Raw genomic sequence first — 24,164 nt, 5'->3', positions numbered from 1 at the left:
AAAATTTTATAAAAAATCGTCTTCACAAGCTGGAGACGATTTTTTAGTTAATCTTTCATAAAATCAGACCTTGTTTTATCTTTAATACAGTATAAAAACCTATTTTTGCTAAATTATTTAAATTAAAATGAAATCGAAGATTCAGTTATTCAAAAAAAATATTAATACAATAATGATTAAAAAATATCTTTTGTTGTTTGCCATTGCACTATTTGTAATGTCTTGTTCAAAAAAAGTTGAAGTTAAAGGAAAAATTGCAGGAAGCTCTCCGCTGGAAAGAATAGAATTTGTGGAAGCTTCAGGAGTAGCTACTTTGCCTCTTATAAATATGAGTCTTGATAAAGACGGTAATTTTGCAGGTGAATTTGAAGCTCCTAAAAACGGAATGTATGTTATAAACTACGCTGGAAAGCAAAATCTTATTTTCCTGAAAGGTGGTCAGAAGGTAAACATTTCCGGTTCTGCAATGACTTTCCCTAATGAATATGTAGTAACCGGCGATGCCAAAAATGATAATGACTTCTTCCAGGCGAGTCAGAAATTCCTTACGAGTTATGGACAAACCTTAAATATTCAGGAGCTTATTTCCGGAGATGAAGCAAAGTTTGTAAAAGGAATGCAGAAAATTGAAGCAGACATTAATAAAAATATTGATGAAAATGTAAAAAAATTCAATCCAGGAAAAGAAGTGATAGAGTGGAAAAAAACAGATGCTAAAGTTGCAATTCTTAATTTGATGGTCAATTATGAAATGAGTAAAAAGCAGACTTCAGGAAATCCTTCTTTCAAAATGGGAAAAGCTTTTACAGATTATGAAAATAAGCTTCAGGAAAATAAAGATGCGATGGTAAAAATAAGTCCTTTTTACAGACAGTATCTATTAACAAAAATGAGCAGCGATTTCCAGAAATTTGCGCAGTCTAAATCACAGGGTAAAACAGATATTACCACTTCAGAATTATTCAGCCAGTTTTTAAAAAATAAAAAAGAGGTTTCTCAGACAGAGAAAGATTATTTATTGGCTTATGTAATTGCTCAGTCTGATATTCACCCACAAACTCCGGCTAAAACAACAGATAAGATCAAAAAAATTATCGAAGAGGAAATTAAAGATTCAACCATAAAGTCCGACCTTAAAAAGATGCAGTTTACGATCAACGGATTTAAAGTTGGGGATGATGCTCCTGAAGCATCATTGGTAAAACAGGATGGCAAATCTTATAAGCTGAATGAAAATAAAGGGAAACCTTATATGTTGGTTTTTTATGCATCATGGAATCCTTACATTGCGGAAGGTACAGTTCCTGTGCTAAAAGAAGTAGCAGATTTTTATAAATCAAAAATGAACTTTGTATATGTGAACCTTGATGACACAAAAGAGCAGTTTGTAAAAACAAGCAATGCAATGCTGAAAGGAATTCCGGGAACTAATGTATATGGAGAAGGAGGTTTGAACTCTGATATTGCTAAAAAGTACGGGATTTATGGATTTAAACTACCAAACTTTATTATTGTTGATAAAAACGGTAAAATTGCAAGCAGACCATTTGTAAATCTTGGTGATCCTGAACTGGTAACTATTTTGGATAAACAAACAGGTCTTTCTGCTCCGAAAGTAGAACCACAGGCACAACTTCAGCTTGATCCATCGGCTTTTCAGCAGGCTCCGCAAACAGAAGAAGCCCCAAAAGCACCTCAGACAAAATAATTATTAAAATAGTATAAACAAAAACCTTGTCTTCGGATAAGGTTTTTTTTATTGTACTTTTGCAGTCAGTAAAAAACTGGCTTTTAGTTTTTAAAAATTAATTTTTTAAAGTAGGTTATAACCTGATATCATCAATGAAAAGAAATAAAAAGAATATCATTCTTGAAAATATACAATTAGTTTCTGCAGGTGCAAAAGGAATTGCCATTGGAAGAACTGAAGAAGGCAAAACAGTAATGGTTTCCGGAGCAATTCCGGGAGACATTGTGAATGTAAGAGTAAAAAAGGCAAAATCAAAATATTTTGAAGGAGAAGCTTTGGAGGTTATCCAAAGATCACCTTACAGAGCTGAGCCTAAATGTATTCATTTTGGGACTTGCGGTGGCTGCAAATGGCAGAACATGAGCTATGAAAAACAGCTTGATTTTAAGCAGGAAGAAGTTTATAACAATATTAAAAGAATTGGCGGAATCGATAATTTTGATACTTTGCCGATTTTAGGTTCAGAACAGCAGTATTTCTATCGGAATAAAATGGAGTTTTCATTTTCTAATTCACGCTGGCTTACCCAATACGAAATCAGTTCTGAAGAAAATTTTGGAAACCGTGATGCGCTTGGTTTTCATATTCCCGGAATGTGGAGCAAAATTTTAGATCTAAAAGAATGTTTTCTGCAGGAAGATCCTTCCAACGCTATCCGTTTGGCTGTGAAAGAATATGCTGTTAATGAAGGATTAGATTTCTTTGATGTAAAAAATCAGGAGGGTTTTCTGAGAACTTTAATGATGAGGCAAAACTCAAAAGGAGAGTGGATGGTTCTTTTTCAGCTGTACAGAGAGGAAAAAGAAAACAGGGAAAAGCTTTTCGCTTATCTGCTTGAAAAATTTCCGCAGATTAAAACATTAGTATATGCCATCAATCCGAAGCAGAATGACTCAATCTATGATTTAAACATCAATATTTATTTTGGTGAAGGCTTTTTAATGGAAGAAATGGATGGTTTGAAATTTAAAATCGGACCTAAATCTTTTTTTCAGACCAATTATAAACAGGCTTTGGAACTATACAGGAAAACACTTGAGTTTGCTGACCTGAAAGGGGATGAAGTAGTATATGATCTATACACAGGAACAGGTACAATCGCACAATATGTTGCAAGAAACGCCAAGCAGGTGATCGGTATCGAATCTGTGCAGGAAGCCATCAATGCAGCAACAGAACACGCACAGTTAAACGGACTTACCAATACAACATTCTATTGTGGAGATATGAAAGATGTTTTCACCGAAGAGTTTTTGGCAAATCATCCTAAAGCGGATGTTTTGATTACAGATCCGCCAAGAGACGGAATGCACCAGAAGGTAGTAGAGCAGATTTTAAAGCTGGCTCCGGAAAAAATTGTGTACGTAAGCTGTAATTCAGCAACTCAGGCAAGAGATTTAGCTCTGATGAAAGAGCAGTATACGTTGGTTAAAATCCTTCCTGTTGATATGTTTCCTCAGACACATCACGTAGAAAATATTGCGTTGCTGATAAAGAAATAATTTAATTACATTTGTTTAATTCCAAATATCACATATATGACCCAATTCTGTAAGACTGTTTTCCTTTTTGCTTTTTTGTTATTTTGCCAGCAAAATGCTTTTTCACAAACTAAAGATTCTGCTGCGGTAAAAAACGATACAATTAAAGCAAAAAAGGATGATAAAGACAAAAAGAAAAGCCCTGTAAAAGCGTTCAAGGAGATTATTACTGATAAAGCAGTTTCGGATCAGGGAGTTTTTACAGTACACAAAGTGGATGATAAATATTATTTTGAAATTCCCGATGCTATTCTGAAAAAAGAATTTCTGTTGGTAACAAGACTTACAAAAGCAGCTGCAGGAATGCGTTCCGGTACTTCTGGCTATGCAGGAGACCAGATTGGTCAACAGGTAATTGCTTTTGAAAAAGGTCCGAAAGATAAAATCTTACTGCGTTCAATTTCTTTTGTCGATTATGCTAAAGATTCTACTTCAGATATGTACAGCTCGGTGACAAGAAACAATGTGCAGTCGATTATAAAATCATTTGATGTAAAAGCTTACGGAATCAACAAAAATTCTTCGGTAATTGATGTGACAGATGTATTGAACTCCGATAACGAACTGACTTCTTTTTCTGTTTACACAAAAGACAACTATAGAATTGGTGCTTTTCAGAAAGATATGTCATTCATTAATTTTGTAAAGTCTTTTCCTACGAACGTAGAAATCAATACTACCAAAACTTTTGCGAGAACTTTAGGCACGCCCTCAACTCCGGCTGTTCCAGGAAGACCTGCTCCTAAAGTGAGCGGAAATTACACCGTAGAAATCAATTCTTCTTTTGTGCTTTTACCTGAAAAGAAAATGCAGGCAAGATATTTTGATCCCAGAGTTGGTTATTTCACAGTTGGCTACACAGACTTTGATTTGGATCCTCAAGGTGTGAAGAAAATTTCCCTGATCAAAAGATGGAGACTGGAACCAAAACCTCAGGATGTTGAAAAATACAATAAAGGCGAATTGGTAGAACCGGCTAAACCTATTGTTTTTTATATTGATCCTGCAACTCCTAAAAAATGGGTTCCTTACTTGGTTCAGGGTGTGAACGACTGGCAAAAGGCTTTTGAAAAAGCAGGTTTCAAAAATGCCATTTATGCGAAAATTCCAGATCCGAAAACAGATCCGGAATGGAGTCTCGAAGATGCACGGTTTTCGGCTATTGTTTATAAACCTTCGGATGTTCCGAATGCTTCAGGACCTTCAATATCTGATCCTAGAACGGGGGAGATTTTGGAAAGTCATATCAATTGGTATCACAATGTGATGATGCTTTTGAGGAACTGGTATTTTGTGCAGGCGTCACCAAATGATCCGAGAGCCAGAAAAATGGAGTTTGATGAAAAACTGATGGGTGAGCTTATTCGTTTTGTATCTTCACATGAAGTAGGACATACTTTAGGTTTAAGGCATAATTACGGTTCCAGCTCTACAGTTCCGGTAGAGAAACTGCGAGATAGAAAGTGGCTTGAAAAAAACGGACATACGCCGTCAATTATGGATTATGCAAGATTCAATTATGTGGCGCAACCGGAAGACAAAATTGGTGATTCCGGAATTTTTCCAAGAATTGGTGATTATGACGACTGGGCAATTGAGTGGGGTTATAAGAGATTCAATCAGTTTAAAACTCCTGATGCTGAAAAAGAGTTTTTGAACCAGTGGGTGATGAAAAATCTTAAAAACGAAAGATTATGGTTTGGAACCGAAACTAATCCTTTAGACCCCAGATCACAAAGCGAACAGGTAGGAGATAATGCCATGATTGCAAGTACATACGGAATTAAAAATCTGAAAAGAATTGTTGATAACCTGAATGACTGGACAAAAACTCCTAATGAGGATTATGAGAATCTGGGCATGATGTACGACCAGGTAACGACGCAGTTCAGAAGATATTTAGGTCATGTTTCAAAATATATCGGCGGACAGATGGAAACGCCTAAAACTGTAGAGCAGTCCGGAAGTGTATATGAAGTAGTCGCCAAAAAAGACCAGCAGGAAGCCATGAGATTTTTATCTGAAAATATATTTACCACTCCTCAGTGGCTCATTAAAAATGATATTTTCGAAAAAACAGGTAAAACTCCTGTAAAAACGGTTGAAGAAATTCAAAATGGTGTTTTCGGAAGGATTTTGAGTCCGATGGTACTTCAAAGTCTTTATCAGACATCGGCAATTGATGAAAAAGCATATTCACTGATGGATCTTTTCTCCGATCTGAATAATTCAATCATCAAAAAAGATAATGTGGATATTTACGGAAGAAATCTTCAGAGAAATTATGTGGAACACCTTCTGAAATATTCGGATTTGAAAAATATGGATAAATCTGATGTTTCTTCTATTGTGAGAGGAAATTTAAATACCATTAAGAAAGATCTTTCGGCTAAAGCATCTTCAGGTGATTTAGTAAATAAATATCATTATGAAGATTTGGTTTTCCGCATAGAGAAAGCTTTAGATCCCAAATAATCAGTTAAGCTGACTATAATTTTTTATATAAATTATGAAGTATTCTAAGTTTATCATATTATTTTTTATAATCTTATCTGTAATTTCCTGCGGAGGAGATGATGATATTTGTGAGAGCGGAGAAGGCACCCCTCGAATGAAGATTATGTTTAAAACAGGCGGAAAGATTACTGTTGTAGATTCTATAAAAATCTTTGCAGATCTCGGAACTTCCATTGTCGATTTTGGCTGGAACAGGAATGTAGATTCGGTATTTGTTCCCCTTCGTGTAGATGAGTCTCCTTTTACAGATATCTACATAAAAACATCCGCTAAAGAAGATTCATCAAAAGTTCGCGTAAACTACACTACCAAGTCTATTTATGTTTCCCCCGGATGTGGTGTTAAAAGAAATTATGAAAACCTGAACTCAGTATTATTATTGCCAAATTCAGTGAAAGGTGTTGAGCAGGGACAAAATTTTATACAAGATGAAGAAAAAACCAATTTATATCTTAATTTTTAGCATTTTAATTATTTTCAATGCTTTTGGGCAGGAAAAAGAAGAATCTGTAAAAGTAAAGCGGAAATATGAACCCAACTTTATGGTGGGGGTAGATGTCCTGAATGCAGGAGTTGCTTTTTTTTCAGATAGACAGCTTTTTCAGGGATTTATTTCGTCGAAAGTCAAAGACAATTTACACGGAGTTATTGAGGCGGGTTTTGAAAAGAATATTTACCAGAATAATGGTTATGATGCAAAAGTGAACGGGCCTTTTATGAAAATCGGAGCATTTTATATGTTGGCTCGTGACCGTGAAAATGACTTCAACGGGTTCTACGGTGGCGGAAAAATCGGAGGGTCTTTTTATAATCAGGAATATATGGCGATACCGGTTCGTGGTTTCGGGGGAAACAGTTCTTCGGTTTCTATGCCTTCATCTTCTCAATCTTCTTTCTGGCTTGAAGCCAATTTGGGAGGAAGGGTACAGTTGTTTGAAACTAATTTTTATATTGATGTGAATATGCAGCCACGTTATTTGGTTTACACAACCAAGCAGGACGAAGTTGTTCCGATGATCGTTCCGGGATTTGGAAGAAGCTCATCAAAATTTAATATGGGCTTTGCATGGAATATTGCCTATAAGTTTTAATCCAAAATACAAAAGAGCAGTTTTAATTGCTCTTTTTTGTTTTTATCAGCTTTTTCATTTCAAAATATAGATTTTTTAATTCTGCCGGAGGATTTCCTTCATCAAATGAAACGGACTCAAATTCTTTATTTTCATTCTTAACTTTTATGGTAGACGCTAAAGCAGCATCACTAAATCTTTTAGTTGTTGGAGCTTTGTAAGCAGATATTTCTTCCAGATTAATTGAGCTTGCAGCTTCTGCTATTCTGCTCCATTCAGCATGAGATACTTTGTAAGCGGACTTTTCTCCGTTGATCGCTATTTCCATATTTTCATTACTGATGTTATACATTCTTTGTGTTCCTCTCGTTCTTTCAGATAGGGTAATATTGTCAATCATTTGCTGATTTTTTTTAAGTTGGTTTGTGCAGTTGATACAAAAGAGTGCGACAAATGCGACTAAAATTAATATTGATTTCATTTCAAAAAAAATTAATAATTGTTTATTATAAGAGGCAAAGTAAAGACTTTTTATGAAATTTTAAGACGATGTTCTTTTAAAAAAACTTTATTTTTGAAATCTTTAACGAAATATATCTAATATGAAAAAAGTAATTACAACTTTGTTTTTCAGTATGCTGGGAGTTAGTGTTTTTGCACAATGGACTCCAACTACTGTAAAAAGAGATGTTGCAGGCTCATTTACATCTGAATCTTATTATAAACTTGATTTGAAAAAGATAAGAAATGATCTTAAAAATGCACAGGAAACGGGAACCAATGCAAAGGCTGTTGAAATTTTGGTGCCAACTTTAAAAGGTAAGCTTGAAGAATTTGCTGTATATAGTTTTCCGGTAATGGCAAAAGAGCTTGCCGAGCAATATGAATTAGGATCTTATGTAGGGGTTGGAATTGATGATCCGTCTAAGCAGATTAGATTTTCGGTAGCTCCAAATGATTTTCAGGCAATGGTCATTAAAGACGGGATGTATGAATTTATTGATCCTTTAGCTTCTGATAAAACCATTTATGCTGTACATCCTAAAACAAATGATACCCATGGTAAAAGTTTTGTGTGCAGTACGAAAGAGGGTTCTCATATGGCAGAACAGATAGAAAAATTAGCAGAAAAAGGTAATTTTTTCGCTAATCAGTCTAATAACTATGCTAAAAGTTCTGACAGAAAGTATAGAACAATGAGACTTGCTATTTCTGCAACAAGTTCTTATGTAGCTTATACAGGGGGTACCTTAGCAACAGCTTTAGCTCAGATCAATGCAACAATGACCAGAGCAAACGGAGTCTTTGAAAAAGATTTTGCCTTACATCTTAATGTTGTTAATGCACCGGGTATTATATTTGTAAATGCTGCTACCGATCCTTATCTTACTTTGCCGGGATCATTAAACTCTAAAGTTCAGCAGGTTCTTACATCAAATGTTGGAAATGCAAACTATGATATAGGACATGTTTTCAACGCAGCAGGTAATAATGGCAATGCAGGATGTATAGGATGTGTATGTATTGCTCCTACATCTTCAGCTCCTCTAGGTAAGGGATCTGGCTTTACACAAAGTACGGCTCCTTCCGGCGATGCTTTTGATATTGATTATGTAGCTCATGAAATGGGGCATCAATTAGGGGCTAATCATACTTTTTCATATTCTATTGAAGGATCTGGTGTAAATATGGAACCAGGATCAGGTTCAACAATTATGGGGTATGCTGGTATTACTAATGCTAACGTACAAATGAATTCTGACGCTTATTTTCATGTTGCAAGTATTGTGCAGGTTCAGCAAAATTTAACTGCAAAAACTTGTGATACAGAAGTTTCAGTAACGAATAATCCTCCTGTGATTGCTGCCTTGCCAACCTATACAATTCCAAAAGGTACTGCATTTGTTCTTACCGCAACAGCAACTGATCCGGAAAATGATCCTCTGACGTATACATGGGAGCAGTTTGATGATGCGGGAGCTATTGTAAACGGTCAGATTACGGGCGGTACCATCACGTCTGCCAATTTAGGAAATACTACTTACGGAGCTTCATTCAGATCTGTTTTGCCATCTACAAGTCCTACACGTTATTTCCCTAAACTTTCTTCTGTATTGAACGGGGTTTTGACTTCTGCTTCACAGTGGGAATCTGTTTCTAATGTTGCAAGAACATCTCGCTTTGCAGTAACAGTTAGAGATAATAATCCTAATTCTGATCAGCAGCAAACTCAATCTGCTCTTCAGGTAATTAATGTAGGGAATAATGGTCCATTCAAAATTAATACACAATTTGCCAATATCTCTGTGCCTACACCTATACAGTGGGATATTGCAGGGACTAATGCTGCTCCTTACAATGTAACAAATGTGAAAATTGATTATACAACAGATAATGGAAATACTTGGACATTGCTGACTGCTTCAACAGCAAATGACGGTTCAGAAAATTTTACTTTTCCCGCTTCTATGAACGGACAGATTATAAAAGTAAGGGTTTCTTCAATTGGAAATGTATTTTATGCTGTTAAAGCAATAACCATTACTGCTTTTGGAAACTGTGGTTCAGCTCCAACAGGAATTACAACAACTAACATCACTTCAAGTTCGGCTGATGTTTCTTGGGTGCCTGTTGCAGGAGCTTCATCTTATGTAGTAAGATACAAAAAAGTTGCAGATGCATCTTGGATGGTTATAAATACTACCAACAATAATGTTGTTCTGGCTAATTTATTAGATAATACAGCTTATGAGGTACAAGTAGCTGCAGTTTGCTCTGGAGTAACCGGATCTTTCTCCTCTTCTTCTAATTTTAATACGTCACAGATGGCTGTATATTGTCCTGTAAGCTCAGGAAATGCATCGGATGATTATATTTCTAATGTAACTTTAGCTAACGTAAACAATTCTTCTGGCGCAAGCACGTATACAAGCTATGTTGCCAACCCATCATTACAGATTAATCTTAATGCAGGTGCTAATTACACGCTTTCTATTGCTCGTGCTTACCTAACGAGTCAAGGAGGTCCTTATCCGGCTGCAACTTCAGCTTGGATAGACTTTAACAGAAATGGCGTATTTGAAACTTCAGAGAGAATTTTAACATCTCCGGTTGCAAACGGAACTCCAAATCCTGTTACTGTTTCATTCACTGTTCCTGCCAATGCTGTTCAGGGGCTTGGTTTAAGAATGAGAGTAGGAATGCTGTATTCTACTACAGCTGGAATAGCTATACTTGATGGCTGTGATAATTATGCTAATATTTTAGGAGAGTTTGAGGATTACAATGTGGTAATATCAGCAGGGGCACTATCAACCAATGAGAACATTACAAAAAATAATGAAATCAAAATATTCCCTAACCCCGCTACAGATGTTTTAAATATTACGAAAGTTTCAGATAAAACAAAATACGAAATATATAATGCTGTAGGGCAGTTGGTTAAAGCCGGTGAAATAAATGGAAATCAGGTAAGGATAAGTGAACTAGTAAAAGGCACATATATTATTTCTATTAAAGACAAAGAAATTTCAGAAAACCTGAAATTTATTAAAAAATAAGTTTTTATTTTAAATGTTTATCTAATCCTCAGAATTGCTCTGAGGATTTTTTTTATCAAGGTAAGAATATTGAAATTCATGAGATTATAACAAAAAAATAAATAGATATATCTGAATAATTACAAAAAATTATTAAATTTGTACTTAAAATATAAAAAAATAAAATGCCTATGGTATATAATTTACTCTTTTTTGATGATTAGTTAATTTTCTCTAAATTTACTTGATTAATTAGAATTTTTATAACTCATTATTTACAACTTATTATAACTATCCAATTGGATTTAATATTCTTAAAATATGAATAAACTTTTATTAACGTTTGCTTTTATGTTTGCTTTTTTTGCAAATATGAAATCCCAAACAGGACAAATTGGAGCAGGCACGGCCACGTCCACTTATCTTCCAATTTATTCCTGTTACGGCTATAATTATTCTCAGCAAATTTATACTGCTGCTGAAGTAAACACGGCCCTAGGTGCAAATACTTACATTACTGCCATAAGGTTTTATGTAGGTTCAACAGCTTCAACCCAAGCGAATTACAATGATTGGGTGGTATATATGGGAAATACAGCCCAAAATGATTTTGCCACAACTACTAGTTGGATTCCTTTAGGAAATTTGCAGCAGGTGTACTCGGGAACTCTTCCGAATATGACAAATGGTGCTTGGGTAGAAATACCTTTAACAACTCCATTCATTTGGGATGGTACAAGTAATTTAGTAATTGCTGTTGATGAAAACTCTGCAAACTATTCTTGCACACAAAGCTGGGGAGCGTATGCTGCTGGAACAAATAGAGGTATTCTTTATTATTCTGATGGAACTAATCCAGATCCGGCTTCACCTCCATCTGCAAATAGAAGAGAAAATTCTATTCCTAGAGTACAGTTTACTTCGTTTAATCTTCAGCCTTGTACTACTGCACCTCCTTCGAATATTTCGGTAGGAAATATGACATCAACATCAGCTACCGTGTCTTGGACGCCTTCAACAGGAGCAACTTATGTTTTGAGATATAGAACTTTGCCGGGTGGCGCTTGGACATCAGTAAATATCACTACGCCTCTGGCGAATAATTATACTATTCCGGGGCTTACTGAAAGTACTCAGTATGAAGTTGAAATAGCAACAGTCTGTGGTGGTACTCAAGGAGCATTCTCAACAGCTGTGCCATTTACAACACCTTCATTAGGCTACTGTACGGCTAATCCTACAAGTACTTTTGTCTATGAATATATATCAAATGTGACGGTTACGCCAAATGGTCTTCCTACTATGGTAAGTACATCCACCGTACCACCACCATTTTATTCTGATTATACTACTGATCCTGCAAGATTGGTAAGATTGTACAGAAACTCCGTTCAAAATTCAATTACAGTTTCTAAAGTTTGGCCTGGATTCAATTATAATGCAGGAACTAGAGCTTGGATTGATTTTAATAGAAATGGTGTTTTTGAAGATAGTGAAAGAATTTTAAATGATCCTTCTAATACCAACGCAACAGCAACGGCTAATTTTGTTGTACCTCCTACAGCTTACACTGGAAATAACACACTTAGAATGAGAGTTATTTTAAGAGAAGGAGGTGACCCGAATGCTTGTGGAGCTTTCACATATGGTGAAGTTGAAGATTACTCTGTACAATTGTTAGATATGCAGCCTTGTACTGTTGCACCCCCTACACCTATAGTAGTCAGTAATATTACGGTTTCAACTGCAACTGTATCTTGGGCGGCTTCGCAAGGTGCCACTTATTTAGTGAGATACAGAACAGGTACCGGAGCATGGCTTACAGCAACTGTACCTGGTCCGCAATTGAATATTGCTTATTTATCTTCTTTACTTGAAGCTACTACATACGAAGTTCAGGTTGCTACCGTTTGTAATGGTACTCAGGGCGCTTGGTCACCAAGTACCAGTTTTACAACTGCTACATTAACTTATTGTACAGCAAATCCAACAAGTACAACAGTTTATGAATATATATCTAATGTAACAGTTACACCTACTGGAGGAACACCGATGGTTAGTAACTCTCCATCTCCGCCGCCTTTTTACACAGATTACGGAAGCGATCCGACAAGATTAATAACTTTATTCAGAGGAACTGCAAATAACAGTATTTCTGTAACAAAAACGTATCCTAATTCTTTATGGAATGCGTCAGCAAGAGCTTGGATTGATTTTAACAGAAATGGTGTTTTTGAAGACAGCGAGAGAATTTTAGATACACCTTCAAACCAAATCACTCTAGTAAATGGAACATTTACAGTTCCCGGAACAGCAGCGCAAGGTGCATACATGGGGAATCTTCCAGTAAAGATGAGAGTTATCTTAAGAGAAAGCGGTCTTCCGAATCCTTGTGGAACTTTTACTTATGGTGAAGTTGAAGATTATAATGTTGTACTAGCTGACCTTCAACCGTGTACCACTGCTGCACCTACTCCAATTACTGTAACTACCCCAACCCACAACACGGCATTAGTTTCGTGGACTCCGACTTTAGGAGCCAATTATGTTATCAGGTGGAGACTGAGTCCAAGCGGACCATGGCTTCCAACTGCAGCGGGACAGGTTTTACCAACAGGAACCCCAACTGGTCAGAGTTTTTACACGATTACAGGACTTACCGAGCAGACCGCTTATCAGGTTCAGGTTCAGACGATTTGTAACGGGACACCGGGTGCATTTGGTCCTTCTGTCAACTTTACGACACCGCCACTGTCTTACTGTCCGATGGTAGGAACGGGCACCAATGATTATATTGCCAATGTAACGGTAACGCCTGTTAATTTCCCTGTGGTAAGCAATACGACTCTTCAGACCAACTACACGAGCTATACAACTCCGGTGATTAACCTTGAAATAGGTTCTACAGGAAATCAGATTTCAGTTGGAAAAGGATGGGACGGAACTACTTACAGTGAAGCAGTAACAGCATGGATAGATTTTGACCGAAACGGAGTTTTTGCAGATAATGAAAGAATCTTAATTTCAGCAGCAAGTACGACCACTCCTGTAACTGCAACATTTACAGTTCCAAACCAGCCAAGTACTTACACCGGACCGTACACTACTACTATGAGAGTAGCACTTAGACGTACAAGTGCTCCGGTAATGTGTACAGGACCTATCAATGGAGAGGTAGAAGATTATGCGGTAAGACTCAGACCATGCAGCAATGCAACGCCTGGAACTCCTACCTTCAATACCATTACGCACACTTCAGCTAATATCGTATGGACACCGGCAGCAAATAACCTGAGCTATGTTATTCAGTACAGACCTGTAACGACTCCTGCTTCTGCATGGACTTCAGTGAATGTATCATCCATCAGCGGTATTCCTCCTTATCAGCTGACAGGTTTAACGCCTGCCACGCAGTATGAGGTACAGATTGCAGCTGTTTGTAATACTTCAGTAGGAACTTTCACGCCAATCAGAACCTTTACCACACGATGTGATCCTACGCCTCCGAATGTAGTGGTGAGCAATGTTACTGCTAACTCGGCAGTAGTAACATGGAATCCTGTTGTAGCAAGTGCGAATTATATTTTGAGATACAGAGAAGTAGGGACAGGAACATGGATCACTATTTCAGCTCCTACATTGCCACAGCCGCCATTGAACTCTTACACCATTACCGGATTAAGTTCATTTGTAACGTATGAAGTACAGGTAGCGAATATCTGTGTTGGAGAAACCACACCGAATAACTTCTCCAATCCTCAGGTGTTTCCTCAGGTGTTTACTACGGTAAGACTGTGTCAGGTACCGCCACCGGGACTTACCATTACTCAGCTTAATCCTACCAGTGCAGTAGTGATTTGGGATGCATTTACAGGACCTGGAGCTACGAACTCTTATATCTTCAGATACAGAAAAGTTGGAATTCCTGGCTGGAATACGATTACGGTAAATACCAATACGTATACTGTTACGGGTCTTCTTGAATTGACGAAATATGAGATGCAGGTAGCCAATGTTTGCAGTGGTACACCGGGTAACTTTACTCCACCATACTACTTCACAACACCAACGGTTACTTACTGTCCGATGCAGTCTGCTAATTCAACTACTGAATATATTTCACAAGTTACAGCCAGACCAACGGGCAAACCTGAAATGACTAAAGTTTCTTTGGCATCCACGTATACGAATTATACTAATGATCCTGATGCTTTTATAGAAATGGTTCAGGGTTCTGCAGGTAACCAGATTGTGATCAATAAAACTCAGGCATCTGATTCTGGTATAGCTGTTTGGATTGATTTCAACAGAAACGGAGAGTTTGATCTTAATGAGAGAATTCTTGCAGACGGACCAAACTCCAATCCTACGGCAAGTGCTACATTCACCGTTCCTGCTGATGCATTTGTAAGCATGACAGACTACAAATATGTAGTAATGAGAGTAGCAATGTCTAAAGGTTCTATACCTGTAAACTGTACAAGTTTTGCAGATGGTGAAGTGGAAGATTATACAGTAAGAATTTCTAAGCTTCCTGTAGATAATGCAGTAAACCAGACAGATATTCTTATCTATCCGAACCCAGTAAGCACCATACTGAATGTTAAAAACATCAGTAAGAAAGCGAATTACAAGATTTACAGTGCTTCGGGTCAGTTAATCTCAAGCGGAATCATCTTAAACAATAAGATCGACGTAAGCAGACTAATCAACGGACTTTATGTAATAGACATTGATGACGTAAAAGGTACTGCTCAGAAAAAATTCATTAAGGAATAATCAAAATTAATTGAATATATTAAAGAAAGGCTGTCCAGAAATGGGCAGCTTTTTTTTGATAGCAGATTATGAAATTTCTTTGATGATTTGAAAATTTTCATATACGATTGAGCCTGTTTTAGGTAAATTATTAAACTGGTTTATAGTTTATTATTTAATTATTGTAAAATTTCAATACTAAATATTTTGGATATATCTAAAAACATTTTATATTTGCACCACTGAAAACAACGATATAATCGAAGTTTAGGGAGAGTTGGCAGAGTGGTCGATTGCGGCAGTCTTGAAAACTGTTGACTGTAACAGGTCCGGGGGTTCGAATCCCTCACTCTCCGCCAGGTTAGAAACCAAAATAAGTTAAAACGCTGTAAACATCAATGTTTACAGCGTTTTTTGTTTTGTGCTTGTATCAAAGGAAAATTAAGATGGAAATACCTAATTTCTCTTTATGCAAACTTACATCTAACATCGTCTTATATCTGAAACTATATATAATCTTTTGGATTCAAAACGCTGTATTTGCTGATATTTGTTTTTGGATCTTTAGTAAAATAAGACAATGTTAAATGTGTTTAATTTGATAAATTCTTATTAATGTTAAAGTTTTATCTATCAGAGCTTGGTTTCTACTTTAATTTTTCAATATCTATTTCTTTTTTTTAATGATTGATTTATAAAAAAATCCCTTGATAAAAGCAAGGGATCTGTTTAAGTTTTATTTCTTAATAAATTTCATGGATTTGATAAAATCTTTATCTTTATAAGTTCTGACATAATACACTCCAGGGATGAAATCTCTTACATCAATTTTGTCAGTTTCATTTTTTATGGTAACTTTTTTTACCATTCTTCCTTCCGCATTAAATATTTCAATTTCATTAATGTTAACTAAAGGTGAGGCTATTGATATGTATTGTGTTGTAGGATTTGGAAAAATATTAATAGAGTTTGCTTTTTCAACTTCATTTACAGACAAAAATGTACAAGCGTTTGAATTGAGTAAGCTGGCTCTTGGACCTGCTAAAGTATTTGTTTTAATTATTTTTTGGTCATTAGTAAATAATGCCATTTCGCTATCGGTAACATAGTCCATAAAGTTCATAAACATTGCTCCGTTTGCGGACCATACGCAAGTGTTTGTGTTATCCGGAAAAACATTTCCTCCGCCATGAGCATCGTCAATTGCAGGTGTATCTGCACATCCATCATCATTATCTAATGTGCCGCATAAACTACCGTCTTCTCCCCACGGATGAAGAAATCCAAAATAATGTCCTATTTCGTGTGTTGCAGTTCTTCCACCGTTGTAAGGATAAGTGGCTGTACCTGTTGTTCCAAAATAATTATGTCCAATTGCTAAACCATCCATAGGAAAACCCGCTGCGTCTGGCAAATAAGCCCAACCTAAATATGGGCTTGGCATATCTCCAACCCAAATATTTAAATATTTTGTAGGATCCCATGCTAGAAGACCTGATGACTGATAGTAATTGTTAGCAAAGTTAAAATTCGAAGGTACTTGTTTTCTCTCAATACCATTTGTAGGGGAACCATCACTTTTTTTAGTTGCTAAACAGAAAACCATTTCCATATCTGCTGCAAAAGGTTGAAAAGCTGTAGGAACAACGGTATTAAAATCAGCATTTAATTTCCTGAAATCGGCGTTTAAAACCGCAATTTGCGAAGCGATTTGTGCGTCAGAAATATTTTGGCTAGGATCATTTGCCTTATGCAAAACGTGTACAACAACAGGAATTGTAACCACAGTCTGGGGAAGTTTAGCTGTATTGTTTTTTGAGGTCAAATAATTTCTAAGATCTTGTTTTTTAGCAAGTGCATCAGGATTTTTTGCAAAAAAATCATTCATTTTTTGGTCTGTTCCACAAACTCTTTGTGCACTTAGATTTGCAACAATACATACTGCAAGTGTTAAAATATATTTTTTCATTAAAATTAATTATTTTGCTAAATTACTATGTTTTTTATGTTTTTACCAAATTAAAATTAAATACTGATTTTAAAGATTTGAAATTGCAGTACTAAATCTATTTTCTCAATTTTGAGTGAATGTCCAGACTGTTTTAAACATTATACTATTTTCTTCTGTGTCCGCCACCTACAAGAATAATTTTCACAGAAATTAAAAATAGACTAAAATTATCAGTAGCTAAATTTTTAAACAGATCCCTAATCGTTAATGAAATTTAACGTACTTAAAATCAAAAAACTTAATATATTTATCGGAGTTTTTTAATATATCAGTTATAGTTTTTAAAATTATTTTTTTGTTAAACAAAATGTTTTTTATTTATTTTTGGTAAATATTATTTCTTATGTCATTACACTTTAATCCGAGAGATATCACATGGCTTGCTTTTAATGAAAGAGTTTTACAGGAAGCGATGGATGAAAATGTGCCTCTTCATCTTAGGATCCGTTTTTTGGGTATTTTTTCTAATAATCTTGATGAGTTTTTCCGGGTGAGAGTTGCCGGGCTTAAACGTGCAATGGATTTTAAAGAAAAAATAATTTCAGAATCATTTTATCAGCCGCCTTCAAAAATTCTGCAAAAAATAAATGACATTGTCATCACACAACAACAGCAGTTTGATAAAACCTGGAAAAAAATTCAGGCAGAAATGGCTGAACAGCATATACACATCAAAACTTCAAAAAATCTTTCAGCAAAACAAAAAGAGTTTGTAAGAAAGTATTTTGATGAAATGGTAGAATCTAATGTGATTCCTATCCTAATGCATGAAAACACTCCTATGCCGTATATGAGAGATAAAAGTCTTTACTTGGGTGTTGCCATGAGAAAAAAAGACTGGAATTATCAAAGTAATTATGCTATCATAGAAATTCCATCCCGTTTTGTAGGAAGATTTGTCTTATTGCCAACAGAAAATTCCGAAGAGAAAAATGTTATGCTTTTAGAAGATGTCATTACCTTCAATCTTCCGCATATTTTCTCGTATTTTGGATATGATGAGTTCGCTGCAAATGCATTTAAGGTAACAAAGGATGCAGAAATGGATCTTGATAATGATATCAGAACAAATTTTGCTGAAAAAATTGAAAAAGGTCTCAAAAACAGAAGAAAAGGAAAGCCTACACGATTTGTATTTGACAAAGATATGGATAAAGCTTTGCTGGAATTGCTGATCAGAAAGCTGAATTTGAGCAAAAAAGACAGCATTATTCCTGGTGGAAAGATTCATAATTTTAAACATTTTATGGATTTTCCTGATGTGTTTGAAAAATATGCAAAGCCTGTTGAGAGAACTTCATTTACACATCCTGATTTTGAACAAGGCGAAAGGATTACTGATGTTATTCTGAAAAAAGATGTTCTTCTCACTTTTCCATACCATACCTATACTCCAGTAATTGATCTTCTACGTGAAGCCGCGATGGATCCCGATGTGAAATCTATCCAGATTACAGCCTATCGTTTGGCAGATAATTCTAAAATAAGCAACGCTTTAATTTATGCTGCCAGAAATGGGAAAGAAGTAACGGTAATGCTTGAGCTTCAGGCAAGATTTGATGAAGAATCTAATCTAAAATGGAAAGAAATGTTTGAGCCGGAAGGAATTAATGTTCTCATCGGAATTCCAAATAAAAAAGTACACGCCAAACTTTGTGTTATAAAGAAAAGAGCTAACAATAAAACGCTTCAGTACGGATTTATAAGCACCGGAAATTTTAACGAAAAAACGGCAAGGATTTATGGTGATCATTTGCTGATGACTTCAGACAGAGGAATAATGGCTGATATTAATAAAGTTTTCAATGTTCTGAAGAAGCCAAAAGAAGATTATCTGCCTGTTCTCAAGACTTGTAAAAGCCTGTTGGTATGTCCGGAATTTATGCGGGAAAAAATAGAACACCACATTAATAAAGAAATTGAAGAAGCTAAAGCGGGCAGAAAAGCCGAAATGATCGTGAAAGCCAATTCGGTAAGTGATCGTGCATTAATCAGTAAACTTTATGAGGCTGCAAAGGCAGGAGTAGTGATTAAGATGATTGTAAGGGGTATTTATTGCGCAGTTAATCAAAAAGATTTTAAAGAAAAAATAAAAGCTATCAGCATCGTAGATGAATATCTGGAACATGCACGTGTGATGTATTTTTACAATAAAGGAGCCGAAGATATCTACATTTCGTCTGCGGACTGGATGACAAGAAATCTTGATTACAGAATTGAGGCTGCAGCAAAAATCACAGATAAGAATCTAAAAAAAGAATTAAAAGATATTCTGGATATTCAACTTAAAGATAATGTGAAAGCAAGAATTCTTGATAAAAAACTGAGAAATGAGTATATACAAGATGATAATAAAGAATGCCGTTCACAAATAGAAACTTATAACTATTTGAAGTCTAAAGCATCAGAAAATATCAAAATCCGTAATTCGTGATTTTTTATCTTAATAAGATTATCCTTCATTTGTGTGATTGTTAAATTTTATATAGATCAATATTTCGTAACAATTTGGTAAAGAAATTGTATAGCTAATAATATTAATTAACAAAAATTAACAGCTATGAATATTTCTTTTTACGATTTTAAAAACCTTCCCAACCAGACTCAGTGGGATATTGCTATAACTGAAGGTAAGGTGATGAACGAAAGGGTTTTGGATTCCCTTAAATATGTTTTATATGAGTTATCTCATTTTACAGTAGAAATCATATACAATACTGCAAAAGATAAAATGGAGGGATTGAATGTTTATCCCAATCAGGCAGTTTACACAAATTTCTAGAAGTGCAGTAAGCTGTTATATTTATAATTTAAAGAGAGTTTTAGACTCTCTTTTTTTTGACTTAAATAGATTAAGTGTCTGTAATAATTCATCACAACATGTTTAAATATTGTATAATTGAGATGATTGTTTTTATAAAAAATAAAACTCCAATGGCAAATGCAGTACACTTTTATTCATTTATCACAAAAATGATCGGAAGATTTTCTTCCGATCATTTGCCGGATACCCGGCTTACTTTTAAAAATAAATGATTATTCCAAAGGTCTTCTTCCTGATATAATATTGTAGAGAACTACAATAACTGCAATAACTAATAATACATGAATCAAATAATTTGTACTGATTCCCGGAATGATATCTAACATTCCTAATAACCATACAACTATGCAGATCACTGCAACAAGCCATAATACACTTTTCATAATAATATTTTTTTAAGGTTGATTTATTATTTTGTTAGCATATTTTGTGCCTTTTTTAATTATAATACTTTTTTACAAGATTTCATGCTGCATTTTATCGTATATGAATATATATAAAAATTAAACCCCGCCAGTGTTGGCAGGGTTTAATAAAAACACAAATGATGAAAAAAAAATTTTCGAGTCAAAAATACTATCTTTTTTTGTGACTAGCAATATTTTTATCAATAAATATTATTTTTTTTACCTTTATTATTATTTGACAGATTTAAAATCAAATAAAAGTGATAAAATTTAGTTATCATATAAGTTTGGCAAGATTTATGATAAGTGTTACGGGCTTATAAAGGAATAATTTCTTGTATTATATAAAAAATGAATGATCAAATTTTTATCTTTTATGAGTGATATAATATTTAGTGGATTTTGTAATAATTTTAAAACACAAATTTTTAATGAAACACAAAAAAGTTCCCGGCGTTCCCAATCAGATTAAAGGAGGTTATCATGATACAGAAAATAAGGTTACATACCCAAACTCTGAAGATTTAGAGAAAAGCTTTAATACAGCTAAAAAAAAGCTTTTTGATATTAATAACTGGTCAAATTATACATCTGATGTTATAGCGGAATTTGTATTATGTGATCAGGAAGGCATTGTAGTAGAAAGAGATCCGCAAATAGGAGATTACGTAAAAATTCTTTTAAAGGCTAAACCCAATCCGCAAAAGAAAGACTACATCTGGGTACGGATTGATATGATAGATCACAGCAATCCTAATTCTTTTATGATGCAGATGAGACCATCAACATTACCAGGAAATCAATTTGGAGGAAATATTATGCATTTTTATTCTTCAGGTTCTACCTTAACTTTTATAGTTTCCAAAGGAAACAATTATGTAAAAGCGGCAGTTTATGGACGTAATGAAAAAGCAAATACGAATACTGATTTATTATCTGGGATCAAAAATAGATTAACAGCATTGGGTGCAAGATTCGGGAGTCAAAAAATTCAATGGAAAGCTTTTACTGAAATGCTTTTAAATAATGAATAAAAGATACCACATTTTATTTCATCAAAGGATTTAAGCACAAGATTTGCTTATTCATATTTTGAAAATAAACCAAACCAATTAAAATATGAATAAGTTGCAGCTTTATGGAAAAACAGCGTTAATTACTGGTGCAAACAGCGGAATAGGAAAAGCTACTGCATTACTTTTTGCTCAGGAAGGAGCTAATATTGCTATAATTTACTACAGCGGTGATGAAGATGCAGAAGAAACTAAAAATGAAATACTTTCTTTGGGCAGACAATGCATTATAATAAAAGGAGATATTAACGATAATGATTTTTGCGAAAAAGTTTCAAAGGACGTTTCCGATAAGTTTGGAGGTGTAGATATTCTTATTAATAATGCCGGAACGCAGTTTCCGTGTGATGATATATCTAAACTAAAGGAGGAAAATGTAAGAAAAACCTTCGATACCAATATTATAGGAATGATTCTTCTCACAAAAGCCGTTTTTCCTTATCTGAAAAATGGAGGCTGCGTAATTAATACAACTTCAGCAGTTGCGTATCAGGGACATGAAGAATTATTAGATTATTCCGCAACAAAAGGAGCTATCGTTTCTTTTACGCGGTCACTTGCACTGCAATCTAAAGAAAAAAATATCAGAGTCAATGCTGTTGCTCCGGGACCTGTTGCAACGCCTTTAACCAAAAAAACTTTTGGTGAAGAGGAAGCCGATGAAAGCAAACCGCCTTTTGAAAGAAACGCAACCACCGAAGAAATAGCACCAACCTATTTATTTCTGGCAACAAATGCTGCTGTACAGATTACAGGTCAGGTTCTGCATCCTAATGGCGGAATCATTGTTAACGGATAATTGCAACATATGAATGTAGACATTTTAGGTTTAATTGCAGGTGGTCTTACGTCAATTGCATCTATGCCCCAACTTATAAAAGTAATTAAGACCAGAAATGTGGAAGACCTTTCATGGCTCATGCTTGTAATTTTAATTACAGGACTTTCTCTTTGGGTATGGTACGGAATATTACAGAATGAGTTTCCCATCATATTATCAAATGCATTTGCTGTATTGGTAAACGTGAGTCTTTTAACGTGCTATCTTTTATTCAGAGATAAAAATAAAAAAGAGAAATAATAACATCATGATTTCAGTCATAAATAATAATGTGGAGAAGTTTTAGCTTTGAATATATAGATTATCACTGATCCACATTTGTCATATCTATGTTTTTAACTCAAGTTTTAGAACTGTCTGATTTATCGGACAGTTTTTTTATTATAATTATGTAAATTTTTGTTCTATGGCAGTAGATTTGTTTTAAACATAGATAGAATAACAAATAAGATCTTACGGAGGAGTTCCAAGAAATGATCTGTTAAATTAAACCAAACAACAAATTTATATATGAAAAATTCAGTAAAAATCGCATTAGGCGTAGCAGCAACAGGAATTTTAGTATTTCTGCAAAAAAAATGGAGAAACAGGTCTGAGCAATTTACTGCTCCTGACGGAAACCGTTACAAAATGAACGAAACTTACCGCACATCAAACGGTGAACTCTACAGAAACGGAAAAAAAATAAATCCTAAGACACCTGGAAATCCTTACCAGTCAGAACAGCGGGTTGATTCCAATCTCCATAACCAAAGTATTCATCAGTTACAGGATGCTCCCAATAATGTCTCCTATCATCACAAAGGTAACAGACATCATTAATTTCCCATCAATTAAAGCAGAAACGATTTCATTTCTGCTTTTTTTTGAAATCAAATGTGATTTCAATTCCCTGTCAGTTAGAATCTAAACATTGATAGGGTATGGCTTATTTTTTGGAACATCATTCTAAAATTAAATTGTGTTCTTATTAACCTTACTAAATATCGAATGGAAATCTTTGCTTCTAGGAAGCGAAGATTGGTCTTTTATACCTGAAATTGTTTTACGAACAGTAATCATGTTTCTTACCATTATTATAGGTTTGAGATTATTGGGAAAAAGAGGTGTAAAACAGCTTTCTATATTTGAGCTGGTGGTAATTATCGGTTTAGGTTCTGCGGCGGGAGATCCTATGTTTTACAAAGAAGTGGGGATTATTTCTTCAGTAGTGGTTTTTGTGGTGATCATTTTTTTATATTCTGCAATAACAAAATTAATCGGAAATTCTAAAAAATTTGAAAACCTTCTTGAAGGAAAACCTATTTGCCTCATAGAAAACGGAGTTTTTACCATAGTAAATTTTAGAAAAGAAAATTTAGGCAGTGATGAATTTTTTGCTGAGCTCAGGTTGAGGAGTGTATCACATCTGGGACAGATTGAATTTGCCATAGAAGAAGTTTCGGGAGAAATAAGCATATTCTTTCAGGCGGATGAAAATGTAAAATATGGTCTTCCCATTATGCTGGATTCTTTAAAAAATCCTGTCACTCATATACATGAATCAGGTTACTATTCCTGTACATTTTGCGGCTTTACAGAAGAAAAACATACGGGTGAAGCGGGTAAATGTCTACACTGCAGCCGTAAAAACTGGGTAAAAGCAAGCAATAAAAAAAGATTGGCATAATTTAAAGTAATTTAAAATATAAGATTGCTACCTGTAATTCTAGATAAAGTTATTTATCAGCAATATTATATAAATAGGTTTAATAGTCAAAAATAGTTGGTAAAATTCTTTGAAATGCTGATAATTAGTGATGATATAGAAAGTTTATTGAACTTTGTTTCAAT

17 protein-coding genes and 1 tRNA gene are annotated in these 24,164 nt (G+C 34.8%); 15 read left to right on the top strand and 3 right to left on the bottom strand.

Annotated elements, in window-relative coordinates; genetic code table 11:
* Positions 1 to 172: 172 nt before the first annotated feature.
* From FNE73_RS13685 to FNE73_RS13665, 5 genes are all read left to right on the top strand, one after another.
* On the top strand, positions 173 to 1,708 hold the full coding sequence (locus FNE73_RS13685; protein WP_228430119.1) for a TlpA family protein disulfide reductase: 1,536 nt from the start codon (positions 173 to 175) through the stop codon (positions 1,706 to 1,708).
* 134 nt (positions 1,709 to 1,842) lie between these two features.
* A complete protein-coding gene (gene rlmD, locus FNE73_RS13680) occupies positions 1,843 to 3,252 on the top strand; it encodes a 23S rRNA (uracil(1939)-C(5))-methyltransferase RlmD (protein WP_143885139.1) in 1,410 nt (469 codons plus the stop codon).
* A gap of 36 nt (positions 3,253 to 3,288) precedes the next feature.
* On the top strand, positions 3,289 to 5,766 hold the full coding sequence (locus tag FNE73_RS13675; protein ID WP_143885138.1) for a zinc-dependent metalloprotease: 2,478 nt from the start codon (positions 3,289 to 3,291) through the stop codon (positions 5,764 to 5,766).
* Between the two features lie 34 nt (positions 5,767 to 5,800).
* Positions 5,801 to 6,271 (top strand): DUF6452 family protein, encoded by a 471-nt coding sequence (locus FNE73_RS13670; RefSeq protein WP_143885137.1) that lies wholly within the window; start codon positions 5,801 to 5,803, stop codon positions 6,269 to 6,271.
* A complete protein-coding gene (locus tag FNE73_RS13665; RefSeq protein WP_143885136.1) occupies positions 6,237 to 6,899 on the top strand; it encodes a DUF6048 family protein in 663 nt (220 codons plus the stop codon). Before FNE73_RS13670 ends, FNE73_RS13665 begins: the two co-directional genes overlap by 35 nt.
* 22 nt (positions 6,900 to 6,921) lie before the next feature.
* On the opposite strand, the gene FNE73_RS13660 is transcribed toward FNE73_RS13665, so the two are convergent.
* Complete coding sequence (locus FNE73_RS13660; protein WP_143885135.1) at positions 6,922 to 7,278, bottom strand: hypothetical protein; 357 nt, start codon at positions 7,276 to 7,278, stop codon at positions 6,922 to 6,924.
* Between the two features lie 202 nt (positions 7,279 to 7,480).
* Here FNE73_RS13660 and FNE73_RS13655 point away from each other — a divergent pair, with 202 nt between their 5' ends.
* The 3 genes from FNE73_RS13655 (at position 7,481) to FNE73_RS13645 (ending at position 15,534) form a co-directional block, all read left to right on the top strand.
* Complete coding sequence (locus tag FNE73_RS13655) at positions 7,481 to 10,438, top strand: reprolysin-like metallopeptidase (protein ID WP_143885134.1); 2,958 nt, start codon at positions 7,481 to 7,483, stop codon at positions 10,436 to 10,438.
* A gap of 300 nt (positions 10,439 to 10,738) precedes the next feature.
* A complete protein-coding gene (locus tag FNE73_RS13650) occupies positions 10,739 to 15,196 on the top strand; it encodes a GEVED domain-containing protein (protein WP_143885133.1) in 4,458 nt (1,485 codons plus the stop codon).
* Between the two features lie 250 nt (positions 15,197 to 15,446).
* Positions 15,447 to 15,534: transfer RNA gene (locus FNE73_RS13645), tRNA-Ser, on the top strand.
* Positions 15,535 to 15,911: 377 nt separating this feature from the next.
* On the opposite strand, the gene FNE73_RS13640 is transcribed toward FNE73_RS13645, so the two are convergent.
* Complete coding sequence (locus tag FNE73_RS13640) at positions 15,912 to 17,144, bottom strand: zinc-dependent metalloprotease (RefSeq protein WP_143885132.1); 1,233 nt, start codon at positions 17,142 to 17,144, stop codon at positions 15,912 to 15,914.
* A 385-nt stretch (positions 17,145 to 17,529) separates the two neighbouring features.
* On the opposite strand from FNE73_RS13640, the gene ppk1 reads away from it, so the two are divergent.
* Positions 17,530 to 19,620: a polyphosphate kinase 1 gene (ppk1, locus tag FNE73_RS13635; protein ID WP_143885131.1), complete on the top strand. Its 2,091-nt coding sequence runs from the start codon at positions 17,530 to 17,532 to the stop codon at positions 19,618 to 19,620.
* 126 nt (positions 19,621 to 19,746) lie between these two features.
* Complete coding sequence (locus FNE73_RS13630; protein WP_143885130.1) at positions 19,747 to 19,968, top strand: hypothetical protein; 222 nt, start codon at positions 19,747 to 19,749, stop codon at positions 19,966 to 19,968.
* A gap of 254 nt (positions 19,969 to 20,222) precedes the next feature.
* Here the strand turns inward: FNE73_RS13630 and FNE73_RS13625 are convergent, their stop codons facing one another.
* The gene (locus FNE73_RS13625; RefSeq protein ID WP_143885129.1) at positions 20,223 to 20,393 is read right to left on the bottom strand and encodes a lmo0937 family membrane protein; all 171 of its coding nucleotides are present in this window, start codon (positions 20,391 to 20,393) and stop codon (positions 20,223 to 20,225) included.
* Between the two features lie 455 nt (positions 20,394 to 20,848).
* Here FNE73_RS13625 and FNE73_RS13620 point away from each other — a divergent pair, with 455 nt between their 5' ends.
* The 5 genes from FNE73_RS13620 to FNE73_RS13600 all read left to right on the top strand — a co-directional run bounded on the left by FNE73_RS13620 (position 20,849) and on the right by FNE73_RS13600 (position 24,000).
* Positions 20,849 to 21,451 carry a hypothetical protein gene (locus tag FNE73_RS13620; protein WP_143885128.1) on the top strand — a complete coding sequence of 201 codons (603 nt, stop codon included), beginning with the start codon at positions 20,849 to 20,851 and terminating at the stop codon, positions 21,449 to 21,451.
* A gap of 85 nt (positions 21,452 to 21,536) precedes the next feature.
* Positions 21,537 to 22,289: an SDR family oxidoreductase gene (locus FNE73_RS13615; RefSeq protein ID WP_143885127.1), complete on the top strand. Its 753-nt coding sequence runs from the start codon at positions 21,537 to 21,539 to the stop codon at positions 22,287 to 22,289.
* A 9-nt stretch (positions 22,290 to 22,298) separates the two neighbouring features.
* On the top strand, positions 22,299 to 22,571 hold the full coding sequence (locus FNE73_RS13610) for a SemiSWEET transporter (protein ID WP_143885126.1): 273 nt from the start codon (positions 22,299 to 22,301) through the stop codon (positions 22,569 to 22,571).
* Positions 22,572 to 22,841: 270 nt separating this feature from the next.
* The gene (locus FNE73_RS13605; protein ID WP_143885125.1) at positions 22,842 to 23,153 is read left to right on the top strand and encodes a hypothetical protein; all 312 of its coding nucleotides are present in this window, start codon (positions 22,842 to 22,844) and stop codon (positions 23,151 to 23,153) included.
* A gap of 139 nt (positions 23,154 to 23,292) precedes the next feature.
* A complete protein-coding gene (locus tag FNE73_RS13600; protein WP_228430116.1) occupies positions 23,293 to 24,000 on the top strand; it encodes a DUF421 domain-containing protein in 708 nt (235 codons plus the stop codon).
* Positions 24,001 to 24,164: the final 164 nt, after the last annotated feature.

Source organism: Chryseobacterium binzhouense (assembly GCF_007474545.1).
Taxonomy (GTDB): Bacteria; Bacteroidota; Bacteroidia; order Flavobacteriales; family Weeksellaceae; genus Chryseobacterium; species Chryseobacterium binzhouense.
This window is presented reverse-complemented; position numbering and strand designations above follow the sequence as displayed.